Source organism: Pseudomonas sp. MWU12-3103b (genome assembly GCF_023100615.1).
GTDB lineage: Bacteria > Pseudomonadota > Gammaproteobacteria > Pseudomonadales > Pseudomonadaceae > Aquipseudomonas > Aquipseudomonas putida_A.
In genome coordinates this window covers 83,172-95,499 of record NZ_JALMEY010000006.1, presented here as the reverse complement: position 1 = coordinate 95,499, position 12,328 = coordinate 83,172, and the positions used below count along the sequence as shown (strand labels likewise).

Sequence of the window (12,328 nt, the reverse complement as noted above, 5' to 3'; positions counted from 1 at the left end):
AGTTTGTTTTCTCTCCGTGTCGCGACGGTTCATGTCGTCGCGATGGGTTCGTTTGGCCAAAAAAAGGAAATTGCATTGAGCACTATGGATGAAGTCACGATGGGCAGAGTATTCGCCGATCTTATTGCGCGCACAGAACTTGAGTCCGTCAGCGGTAGCCTGGGGGAGACTCCTTTGCGCTACTACGACGGGGCCGCTGCGGCCACCAGTCTTCCGGAGCAACTGATAGCGATCAGGTTGCTCAAGGACGCGATTGAATCACCACTGCTGGACGCCGCGGATGCTCAGGTCAATAAACTGCGCCTGAAACTGGGCGACTACGACCGCCGCTTGAGTGCGACTGTGAAGATGCTCTCCGCTGGCAAACCGATACCGCGCATCATGCATTTTGTCTGGGTCGGTGGCAGTGAGGTCGGGCCGAATCAGCGCGATTACATGAACATCTGGCGCAAGGTACTGGCGTCGCAGGGATATGCATTCAATCTCTGGTATGACAGTGACGCGCTGCTGGCCTTTGAAATGAACCGGGTGATTCTCGACAGTGCCCGTGCGGACACGATGAAGGTATTAAAGGACGAAAAGGTAACCCCGACGGGACTGTCGAGAATGATCGAAGACCGCGCACGGGTACTCAAACAGCAGATGTTCGACTACCTGAATCAGCCACGCTGGGCCGGACGCGCAGACGAGGCGCGGATCGACCTGATGGTGCGGGGTTATGGCAAGGACCGTGCGACGCTCGAAGCCTTCCGCCAGAAATGTCTGGATTCGCATCAGGCCATGGTGGGTGAGGACTTGCGCCTGCGCGATGTTCGCCAGGAGTTTGCCAGCCACTTTCTGGCGGACGTCTACCAGCGCGAAGTCGCCATGCGCGGCAACTTTGCTGCAGCCAGTGACGTGGTGCGACTGCAGGCCGAGTTTCTCGAGGGCGGGCGTTACAGCGACATGGATTATTTGCCGCCGCTGATCGAGAGACCGGGCGGCGTGGACATCAGTGGTTTCAGCACAGACGCGAAGATCGGTGTCCTGCAGTTATTGCTCAACCATGACGATACCTTGATGCCGGGGCGCGATCGGCAACGTTATGTCGACAGAACCGGGCATATTCCCGCCGAGCATCTCGAGGCACTGAGCGCATTTGCCCGGAGCAGGCCGGGTGTGGAGCAGATTTTCGCTTCGCCGCAGCCGACGTCTTTATCCCAGGATGCCATCGGGCGCGGCGCGGCCTGGGGCAATCCGTCGTCGAAGGAAATGAATGCCTATGTTCTGGCTCATCCTGGCAGCAAGATGGTCAATGCGAGCATGCACTTCATCCGGGTGGCTTATGACTGCCTGTATGAGGTTGAGCGCCGCATGATACTCGCAGGCGTGACGCCAGCAGATGTGTCGTCAGTCGATGATATTGCAATCAAGGTCGTCTCTGAAGCACAGGCTGATGGGCGCTTGCCCAATACATCGCGTGAATATTCATCAGAGAAGCTCATACGCGCCATAGCTCAGTATTATCAGGACGGGATTCGTTTCGACGCCTTGGGCACCATCTACATGACCGGTCCGGGCGCACTTGAAGGCGGTGTAATCGGCTATGTCGAAAGAGAACTGCAGAGTGAACAGCTGAACAACATTCGCCATCATATGAAGCAGGTCGACGGCTTCAACGTCTTTACCGAAGAAGAAATGATCTCCGGCTGGGCAGTCAAGGATACCCCCGAAGACTGGCTGGCAAAAGAACATGAGAAGTGGAACTCGGGCAAGCTCAAGTCGCGCTACGCCGGCAATCTGTCCGATTTGCTCAAAGAGCGGACCCTCACGTTCAAACTGGGCTGGCCGGTCATAGAAGGAAAGTCCGTGTTGCTGACCTCGGTTCTGCAGCAACTGCTGGATGATCTGGGTGAGCCGTTTGTGCGCGCCATGAATGACCGCTTGACCGGTGATGTGACGTTCAACGTTCCCATCCGCCTCGATTTTGATGCTCGACAGCAGGTGCTGAACCAGACAGTCGACAAAGCTCCAACGTCCATGGGGGCCGAGTCACTGGGTAATCTCAACGAGGCCTTGGCGCGCATCGCGGCGGGCAAGTTGCCGCTGGAGCAGTTGAGCCCGTTGCATCGGGTGATGTTCGGCGGCCTGTTCGGTGCCGCAACACTGGATCAGGTCGGGTTCGCAGACGCCTGGGCAACCACCGTCGCCTTTGCCGAAGATACGCGAGACCGTGGCCTGATAGCGCGCTACGAAGTGATCGAACAGACACTGCTCAGTCGCGATCCTGCACCGGTCGAGGCACGAGTCAATGCATCGGAGCGTGAATCGCTCGGGCAGAACTCCAGAGTGTTGAAGGCGCAGGCATTTGCCGAACCGATCAGCGTACGGCAATGGCGCGAGTACGTGAGTCGGGTCGAAGTCGCCGCCATGAATGAGCGCCGGGCGTCGATCCTCTCTCGGGGCAAGGCGGTACGTGAGACCTTCGTCCAGGCAGGCGCCTACGCGGGCAGGCAATTGCCACAGGATTTGCTGCTGCGCGGTGCGGGGGATCCGGGCCGACGCTGCTATCCACTGGCGCTGGTGATGGCCGCCGCACTGGAGAAAGGCGCTTCGGCCGAGCGCGCGCTGATCGGCAAACTGGCGATTGCCAATCTCACTCCCGACGCACCGCAAGCCCATGCCCTGCTCAAGGTGCTGGACGAGTTGCGTGGGGTACCCATGGCGCGATTTGGCGAGAAGAGACCGGCGGCGAACCTGGCCACTGTGATGCAGACGCTGGAAGCAAAAACCGCTGCCGGCAGCCTGTTGCTCAACACAGACAATCATTCGATGCTGGTGAGCAAGGTTGTAGCGCAAGGCGAGACATCCTATCGCTTCTACGATCCCAACTTCGGGCTGTATGCGTTCGCCCGGATCGAGGATCTGCAACAAGGCGTCCAGCGCTTCATGCAGGAGGAAGTGATTGCCCGGCTTTATGGTCTGGAACAGGGGGCTGCCAGCGTTTTCGAGGTCATCGAACTCGACGGCGCAAGCATTGCCGGTAAATCGTTGCCTTCGGAAATTAGCGTTGAGCATTTGCTCAGCAGTGATCCGCTGGGTGGCGGGCGTGCCGTCGAACCCTGGAGTCAGCATGCCGCCTTGCGCGCGCGTTCCCTGTCAGAGAACGCGCGTCTGGGACAGGCGCTGAGCAGTGTGGACAGCCACAAGTGGGCGCGGACGATCGAAAGCGCGACCCTGCGGTTACAGGACCAGCATCAACTGTCTCGTGACTTCGTTCCGGTGTTCGACTCCCTGAAGAGCACTGCGCAAGGGCGCAGCGAAATCACCATGGTCAGTGCCAGTGATCCGCAGCGCACACGCACAGTGCAGACCGATGACACGCGCCTGCAAGGGATCAAGTCTTACCTGAGCGATACGTTTGAAGCGTTGTCCGGCAGACGCGCGGGGGCGCCAGTGATCGATCCGACGGATGTCGGAGCGGTGCACACGCTCAATGCCGGATTTGCCATTCAAGCCCTGCTGCTCGGGTTGCAGAACGCGGAGTCCGGGATGGGGTCGACCGCGTTGACATCGGCAGTGCGCATCCACGGTTACCTGGCCTACGCGCAGATGGCTCATGGGCTGGTGGTCGACGCAGTACAACTGCTGAATCTGGTGCGTCATGCCTTTACCGACGGACTGCGGGTGGCCAAAACCACCTCGTCGATTGTCAGTAATGCACTGGGCAACGTCTTGAACGAGGGTGTCGGAACCGTTTTGCAGCTGGCCAGCATCGGCTTTGACATTTATCTGTTGGTCAATGCACAAAACGATATCCAGCGTGCGGTCTATGCCACGCAGCTGGCCTTCGATTCAGCTGGGCTGGTGCTGGGTGTTGGCGCTTTGGGCGCCGGTGTTGCCGGTGCGGGCACGGCGGCGGCCTTCCTCGGCGGCGCCGGGGTGATTCTGGGCGGGCTGGCGGTGGGCATCGGCGCCCTGGTCGAGGGGTTCAGCGCCAGGGCAGAACGTGGAAGACGGATCGGCCGGTATCTGAATGATGTGCATTCGGCCTATCGACCGCAAAGCCATTCGGTGCAAGGCGATACCTACATTGCCAATCCTTGTGCGGTCTATACCGGGCTTGATTTGCGTAAAGGGCTCATTACCTTCGGCGGCCACAAAATTTTCGCCGCGGAAGATTACTCCTTTCTGCATAAGCCGAGGATCGTCGGGGATCGCAGCAAGGCATTCAGCATTCGAGAGGCCCTCGACCTTCGCGACTCGATTTCCTTCGATACGGCGCCGGGCGTTGAAAGCGTCGTGCTGCCGAGTGTGCCGGAGTGCTTCCTGGGCTTCGTCCATGAAGGTCTGCCTTTTGCGACAACGCTCAGAGAAAACATGGAAACGGCTTTGGCACTGGAAAAATACAAGCTGGCAGGCAAGCGGCAATTCTGGTTCAGCTTTTACCAGGCACCGACCGAGTACATCATGGAAAAAATGGTGCCCAACTACGAGGAAACCCGCGTCAGTGTTGCGATTGGCCCTGATCAGCGTTTTCTGCACGTCCCCCCATTGCCGCAGGAGGTGCACGGTTACCTTTGCTATGACATCGATGCCACTGGCGGGCACTGCTCGATCACCCTGACCGAGGGCGTCAAGTCGTTGCGGCTGCAGGTTTCCTCCGATGATCCAATGACGTGGTCATTGCGTGCCCCATGGGTGAGTGCGGCGGCGGTGAAGCTGGAACAGGATACTTTTCAGTTGGGCTCGATGCGGGTGCAGGTGCCCGCCAGGAGTGTCGTTTACCTGCAACTTGCGGAGGGCTTCTATCAGGTTGGCTGGGCAACGGGAGCGCTGCTCTTTGCTGAACTCGACGCGCTCAACGATGCCGACGGCCCGGTCACACGCAAGCATTTGCGCGAACTCGCCCGCGCTCATCGTCTGGCCGATGGCCCGACGGTCATCCGCAACTATCACGATGCCCTGACTGGTGTTCGTACCACGGCCTGGTACGACCACACCGAAGATGCCATGCACTTGGTGCGCGGACTGGACCCACAGTATGCGGCGCAGATCTGCATCGGCCCGAAGATCGGCGAGGAGATGTTTTATTACTGCCCGGCGCAGGGAATCATCTGGCGTACGGATCTGGTCACCGGGCAGATCAAACGCACTTACCGGGTGATGAAAATACATTTATCAAAAAACCCCTGCATTGTTTCGATTCAGGCGACGCCAGAGGGTTTGCTGCAGGTGGTCCAGCGCTTTGAAGACATGTGGAAAAGCTTCTACAAGCTGACTTACCTGCTCGGCGAAGACTACCTCGCCCTTACTGCGATCTCCGATATGAATTCAGACCATCCGTGGATCATTCGCGAAGGACGCGACAATGTTTCGGATTTCCTCCGACGGCACGACTACCCATACCATGAGGTACTTGATGACCAGAGAGTGGAATTCACACTGGGCGCAATGATTACGATCGACACCTTCGACGAGAATTTGCGTAAAGCCACCCGAGCCTGGGTGCGCAGTGAAGATGAGCGCGTCATTCGGCCTGTGCTGCGCAATACGGAAGGTACACCTGACTTTCTCGATTGGGTGCTGCTTGATCCGCTTCAATCAAGCGGCGATACAGTGTTGTTTCATCATCTTGGCCATCGCCTTGTTTATCGACAGCACATCGGCGCAGCGGATCAGATGCCCGAGATATTTGCACAAAGTGTCTTGCACCTTGAGGTGCAGCATGTGCACCGCCAGGGCGGACAATACGTCATCCTCACTGACGAAGGCATGCTGTTCCAGATGAATGACGACGGCCAGACGCGGCTGGTGGGACTCAATCACGCATGGCTGTCGGCCCGCCAGCAGCGCACTGGGCAAGGGTTCAAGTGGTGGGAAACGGTCGGGACCAGCATTCAGAACGAGTCCGCCGATGGCGTGGAAGTCGGGGGTATCCGCGACGCAACGGGCAAGACATCGCTGTATGTCATCTATCTGGATCAGCAATTTCTGATTGCCGACACGGCGGGCAAAGCCATGCGCGTGTTGAGGCTGACGCCAGATAAAAAAGCGGCGTGGATGATGGACTGGGCATCCGGACGAATCTATCGTCAGCCCTTCATGGCGCCTGAAAGCCTGGCGGCGGCATTCGGTTCGGGGACACGTCTGCTGCAGGCGCACTTGCTGGCCCCGATGCAGCGAGTCATGCCGCGGGACACTTTTGCCTGGGCCGTGCCACATGGAGCCGGCCTGCACGTCCGCCGGCATGACCACGTGCTGTTCGACCTGGCCGATGGCGAGCCACCGCGTATCGTCGGTGTGGAAGTCGAATTCTTCAATGGCCTGGCGTCTCGTCAGGCGCGGGAGCAAAAGCTGGCGCGACTGCTTGCCGGTCAGCGTAGCGGTCCTTACCTCTTTGCGGGCAGGAGCGATAATCTTTGCAGCTGGTATGACGTCGCAGCCGGCCGTCTGCTCAGTGTCTCGGTGTCAGGACGTGAATGGCCACAATATCTGGGCGTGGCGAACGATCAGACCCTGGTGCTGCATGACCCTGTAACGGGCCGACTGTTCAGCAATGCCAGTGAAGGCATTGAACCCATCGATATATGGATGACTGTGGAAGCGGTCAGCCGGATTGCAGATACGCTGGTTATCGACGGTATTGGCTCATCGGGCAGGATTGTAGCGATTCCGGATGGCGTCGATACACTGGTACTCAAGTTTGCGAAATCTGCAGATTACCTTTCACTGGCCCGACAGACTTGGGATCGGCTTGATTGCCTGATTGTCGACGCCGAGGAAGCAGGCATTCATCTGGCGTTGACACTGGAGCCGATGCAGCGATGGCTGGTCTCGAGGTCCGACGGCCATTTGCTGCTGACGGATCCCGATTCGGGAAGCAGCATCATTTTGCGCAATGCCACGAGCCTTGATGCGGCACGGCAACAGCAGGTGACATTCGGGATTGCGTTACCTGACGAAATCTCGGTGACCGTTAGCCTGGAGGAGCTGATGAGTGCGATGGCCACGGAACCCCTGCTGGAACTCGGCGCGCTGATCGGGCTGTCCATCGACCAGTAAGCCATTGCGAGCTGGCAGATCAGACCGGGCTGCGGAGATTTTCCTCCGCAGCCCTTTTTCGTTCAGGACACCAGATAGCCCTTGATCCCGGTAAAGATGATCTGCGCCGCCAGTGCGCAGACAAAAAGGCCCATCAGCCGGCTGACGATCTGCAGGCCCTGATCGCCGAGCACCCGTTCGATGTGATTGGACAGATACAGCACCACCCCTACGGTGAAACTGGCCAGGGTGATGCTCATGATCGCGGTCAGTTTGTCGTCCCAGTGCGGCTGACTGACGCCCATCACCAGCAGCGCACCGATGGTGCCCGGGCCGACGGTCAGCGGGATGGTCAGCGGGACGATCGTCACGTCCTGTTGCACGTTGTCACTCTGCACGACCGGCTTACCCTGAGCCATGCCCAACGCCGAAATGAACAGCACGCTGCCGGCACCGATGCGGAATGCGTCCGCAGTGATCCCGAATACATCGAAAATCACCCGCCCGAACAGATAAAGCAAGACGCTGGAGATCAGCGTGGCGATCGCCACTTTCCAGGCCAGGCGCCGCTGTTCCTTGCGCGAGTAGCCACGAGTCAGGCTGATGAAGCAGGACAACACGAAGAACGGGCTGTAGAGCACCAGCATCTTCAGGTAAACGCTGAATAACACGTGGAGCATGAGGGCGACTCGCATCCGGAGAGTGATGACGGCGAGTCTATCAGTCGGTTAGTTGCTTGTGTGTGCAGAAGATTCTGCGCGAGGCAGTCGGTTTTTCGTTTTTTGTTTGATAGTTGTTTTGTGTGGTGTTGTTAGTTGTATCTTGTTTGCTGGATAAGATGTTACAGATTTGAGTTTGTAGTGCTGGGCTTGTTTGTTTATTGTTTTCTGGCAAGTTCAAGAAGGGCTTGCCTACTAATTAATAAGGACTTTTATTGTGCATAGTCAAATCGTTAATGAACTTTATATCTCTTCCTGTATTAACGCGATTGAAGCCTGTGATGTGGGTGCGCCGGTTATTCGCTCTCGTGCCCTGTTGGCTGTAGGGGACGAAATCGAGGCACCGTCGAAAGGCTCTGTTGTCGGCGAAGTCACAATGGGTTTTTCTGGCAAACTTTCGGATCAGAACAAGTCGGATGCCCAGAACGCTCTTCTGTTCGCCACACGTGCAGCGAACAAGCTATACCCCGAAGAGCATCAGGGCCGAGACTGGTATAAGCGGTTCCGTGAGGTGATGACCCTCGCTGGCTGGACGCCTGTCGATCAGTACTACAATGACCTCAGTATCGAAGGCACGAGTGTGCGGATGGACAAGCTGGTACTGGAGATTCTGGGTTCCGTGCTGGCTAATGTTGCACTGCCAGGACCAACCAGCGTTCTGATGCTGAAGGTCGCGGGTGATGCAATCTCGGCCCTGCAAAAACGGGACACTGCTGCGTTGACCGCTTATGAGCGAAATTTGCTGGACCACGGCGTGGGTGGCATCTCGACCGGAGCGTGTGTCGAACTCGACGGTGAGGCAATCATGGCGCTGGGAACGGTGCGTTTTCTGCGCAAGAACACCTCTACCAAAGTAATGTTCGTGGATGTCGATGTTCGTAATGTAAGTTTGTATCGAGCTCAAACTTTCTTTGCCAAAAACACTGACGTCGCCAACGCAGTGCGTGAGACGATCAAGAAAAAGCTGGTGGGTATCGATCAGATTGAAGATATTGATATCTGATAAATCGAAAAAAGCAGTCGAAGGTCGACTGCTTTTTTTGGGGGGCGATTATATGAATTGCAAATATTCCGTTTTGATCGTTGCGGGTGCCGTTGTACTGATTCCGCCGGCAGACAAACCGGAACGCTATCAGGATTTAATAAACTCTCTGTTGTTGGCGCAACTGGCGGCCAACAAGAAACTTGAGAAAGATCCGGGTATTGGCTGGTATGACGTCTACATGGAATTTCTGGACAAATACTGGCTGCGACATTTCAGAGCACGGTTGGATCTGTCCGTCGCACAGGGTAACAGCGTGTCAGTCGTTGACTGGGTGGTCGCTCCTGAGTTCGGGGGTGCTGTGGAGCAATGTGGCGTTGCGAACGCAGTCATGCGTCGACTGGCAGCACTTTCCGCAAGCGAGCCGGCACTAGAGCTGCTGCGTGGTTACATGCAGAAAAGCGCCAGCGATGCATCGACGGATCAGTCAGATGTTTCCAGAATCATACGGCTGTTGGTGGTCGTGGCGCACTCGCCGATGTCGATGAGCAGCGTCTACATCGAATTTGCGACTGCACGGATTCTCGCTGACAACCCTTTGGCCGAGCTATTCCAGGCTGAGGATATTCGCGGCAGTGTTTGCAGACGCTCTGCCAGTGCCAATTTGTCCGAAACGCTCTATGGGCCGGTTCGCGCAGCCATCGCCCTGAAAGTCCAGGACAGGCTTGAAGCTAACGTGGCGTTGTTGAGGCTGATTGAAGACGTTCCAGCCGAAGAGAACGGCGCAGCCGATTGAGTCACGCTCGAACTGGCGTGGTACCCCTGCTTAAAAGGTCGACGCCGTACGGTTCTGCTGATCGCGCTGGGCTACCCAGTGTTCGATCAGCTCGCGCAGTTGCGACAGCTCCACCGGTTTGGCCATGTGGCCATCCATCCCGGCCTGACGCGCACGTTCCTTGTGTTCGGCGAGGATGTGCGCGGTCAGCGCGACGATCGGCGTGCGTATACGCTGATTGCTGACCTCCCACGCCCGTAGCTGCTGGGTCGCCGAGAAGCCATCGAGGATCGGCATTTCGCAGTCCATCAGCACCAGATCATAACGCTGGGCCTTCATCGCCTGCAGGGCCTCTTCGCCGTTGCTGGCGGTGTCCGGTTGCAGGTTGAGTTTGCCGAGCATGCCGCGAATCACTTTGGTCGAAATCGTGTTGTCTTCGGCGACCAGAATGCGGAAATCGCTCGGCACCTTGGCCGCCGTCGCGGGAGTGACCACTTGCGGCTGGAACACTACCTGACCTTTATTGCGCTGGTTCAACTCGTCGGCCAGCGTGGTCTTGAGCGTATAGCCGGCCACCGGTTTGGCGAGGATGCGTTTGATCCCGGAGTTGCGCGCGATGATCTTGCTCGGCGCGTTACTGATGCCGGTGAGCATGATCAACAGGATGTCGTGATTGAGGCTCGGGTCTTCCTTGATCTTGGCCGCCAGTTGCATGCCGGTCATGCCGGGCATGTTCTGGTCCAGCAGCACCACATCGAAGTAGTCGCGCAGGTGCGCCTTGGTGCGCAGCAGCGCCAGCGCTTCCTTGCCCGATGGCACGGCGCTGACGTTCAGACCCCAGGCGCTGCATTGCTGCACCAGCACTTTGCGGCAGGTATCGTTGTCGTCCACCACCAGCACGCGCGCACCTTGCAACGGGCCGTCGAGGTCGGAGGTCGGGTGTTCCAGACGATCCGGGTCCAGTGGCAGGGTCAGCCACAAGGTGCTGCCCTGATTGGTGCCGCTCTTGATCCCGAACTCGCCGTGCATCAGGCGGATCAGTTGCCGCGCAATCACCAGCCCGAGGTTGCCACCCAGACGGTTGGCCGAGAGGAAGTGTTTGCTGTGCAGTTCGGCGTGCAGCAACGCATCGCGCTCTTCCGCCTCCATTGGCTGACCACTGTCCTGCACGGCGATGCGCAGGCGCGGTTTGACGCTGCGCTCGTCGAGGGCGACGACGATCAGCACTTCGCCTTCGTCGGTTTTCTTCAGGGCGTTTTCCAGCAGGCTCAGCAGGGTCTGGCGCAAGCGGGTCGGGTCGCCGCTGATCACGCGCGGCACTTGCGGCTGGATGAAGCTGATCAGCTCGACGTTCTGCTGTTCGGCCTTGGCCCGGTAGATGCTCAGGCAGTCGTCGATCAGCGCGTTGAGGTCGAACTGCACATCGTCCAGTTCGATCTGTCCGGATTCAAGCTTGGAAATGTCGAGAATCTCGTTGATCAACGTCAGCAGTTCGTTGCCGGCACTGTGGATGGTTTGCACGTAATCGCGTTGCTTGACCGACAGTGGCGTGCCCAGCAGCAGCTCGGTCATGCCCAGCACGCCGTTCATCGGGGTGCGGATTTCGTGGCTGATCTTGGCGAGGAATTCGGCCTTGGCGTTGATCTCGGCATTGCTCGCGGCCAGGTCGCGGCTGATGCTGAACCGGCTTTCGGTGATGCTGCGCTGGCGTTCACCCAAGGCGATGCTCATCAGCAAGCCACTGATGCAGATGAAACCCATCAGGGTCATGATCAGGCCTTGCGGCGCCACCAGGGTCAGCCCCAGCAGGGCTGGCAAAATAATCAGCGTACCGATGTTGAACACCACCATCCCGGCAACGAACAGCCGCGCCGGGCGATAACCTTTTTGCCAGTGATAGAAGCCGACCAGCAACATGCTCAGACCGGCCAGCGCCACCAGCGCGTAGGTCATGATGTTCAGCGGCAGGGTGTTGACGAATAACAGCAGCAGGCTGCAGATCACGATGAACAGAATGTCGCCCAGCAACAGTTTGTTCAGCGGGTGCGGGCCGAGCGGGGCGAAGAAGCGCAGGGCGAACATCAGCCCGGCCGGGGCGGTCAGCAGCAACGCCAGATAGGCGCCCGGGGTCTGGATCGCGTGCCAGTTCGGCAACCACGGGCCGGCGAGGTTGAGCAACAGCAACAGACTCAGGCCCAGCAGTCCTTCGCAGACCGCCAGCCACAGGCTGCTGCGCGAGCGGGAGTAGGCGTAGCGCACAAGATTGTGCAGCAGCAACATGCCGAGGCAGCCGAACAGCAGACCGAAGATCAGCGTCTGGTTCTGGTTGGCGGCACTCATCACCGCCGATTGCAGGGTGATGTGCGGGCGCAGCTGATGGTCGGAAACCATCCGCAGATAAACGTCGAGGGACTTGTCGCTTTGCGGCAGCGGCAGCAGGAAGTCGCTGCTCGGCAGTGGCCGCTCGACCTGCGGCTGATGGGTGCCGGAAGTGCGTTGCTCGATCAGTTTGTCGCCGTCCAGCACGTAGAGGCTGAGGTTGGACAGGTCGGGAGCGAAGATCCGCAGCACCTGCTCGTGCTTGCCCGGCGCCAGTTTGAAGCGCAGCCAGAGTGCACCATCGGGCTCGGCCGCCGTGAGGCGATCAAGTTCGATGGGACTGAATTGATTGGTGTAGCGCGCCGAGCGGATGTCGCTCAGTTGCAGATTACCCTGATCGTCAAGCAATACCGACCAGCCACTGCCTTGCGCGGCCAGAGCCGGAAGCATGCAGAGCAAGGTCAGCAACGTGACGGTGAAACTTATGGCAATCCTGAGCCAGCGCACGGC

At 58.4% G+C, this 12,328-nt stretch carries 5 protein-coding genes; 3 read left to right on the top strand and 2 right to left on the bottom strand.

Features of this window, described 5'->3' with window-relative positions:
* Positions 1-84 precede the first annotated feature (84 nt).
* On the top strand, positions 85-7,044 hold the full coding sequence (locus tag M0808_RS12000; RefSeq protein WP_247841332.1) for a TcdA/TcdB pore-forming domain-containing protein: 6,960 nt from the start codon (positions 85-87) through the stop codon (positions 7,042-7,044).
* Between the two features lie 62 nt (positions 7,045-7,106).
* Here the strand turns inward: M0808_RS12000 and M0808_RS11995 are convergent, their stop codons facing one another.
* The gene (locus M0808_RS11995; protein WP_027613585.1) at positions 7,107-7,703 is read right to left on the bottom strand and encodes a MarC family protein; all 597 of its coding nucleotides are present in this window, start codon (positions 7,701-7,703) and stop codon (positions 7,107-7,109) included.
* 256 nt (positions 7,704-7,959) lie between these two features.
* On the opposite strand from M0808_RS11995, the gene M0808_RS11990 reads away from it, so the two are divergent.
* Both M0808_RS11990 and M0808_RS11985 read left to right on the top strand, forming a co-directional pair.
* A complete protein-coding gene (locus M0808_RS11990) occupies positions 7,960-8,745 on the top strand; it encodes a hypothetical protein (RefSeq protein ID WP_247841220.1) in 786 nt (261 codons plus the stop codon).
* Positions 8,726-9,520: a hypothetical protein gene (locus M0808_RS11985; protein ID WP_247841218.1), complete on the top strand. Its 795-nt coding sequence runs from the start codon at positions 8,726-8,728 to the stop codon at positions 9,518-9,520. Before M0808_RS11990 ends, M0808_RS11985 begins: the two co-directional genes overlap by 20 nt.
* Positions 9,521-9,550: 30 nt before the next feature.
* On the opposite strand, the gene M0808_RS11980 is transcribed toward M0808_RS11985, so the two are convergent.
* Positions 9,551-12,325 carry a hybrid sensor histidine kinase/response regulator gene (locus M0808_RS11980; protein WP_247841216.1) on the bottom strand — a complete coding sequence of 925 codons (2,775 nt, stop codon included), beginning with the start codon at positions 12,323-12,325 and terminating at the stop codon, positions 9,551-9,553.
* Positions 12,326-12,328: the final 3 nt, after the last annotated feature.

Bases quoted from the DNA above. Each gene is read 5' to 3' on its own strand.
- M0808_RS12000 (WP_247841332.1), top strand. From the start codon at position 85: ATGGATGAAGTCACGATGGGCAGAGTATTCGCCGATCTTATTGCGCGC.
- M0808_RS11995 (WP_027613585.1), bottom strand. From the start codon at position 7,703: ATGCTCCACGTGTTATTCAGCGTTTACCTGAAGATGCTGGTGCTCTAC.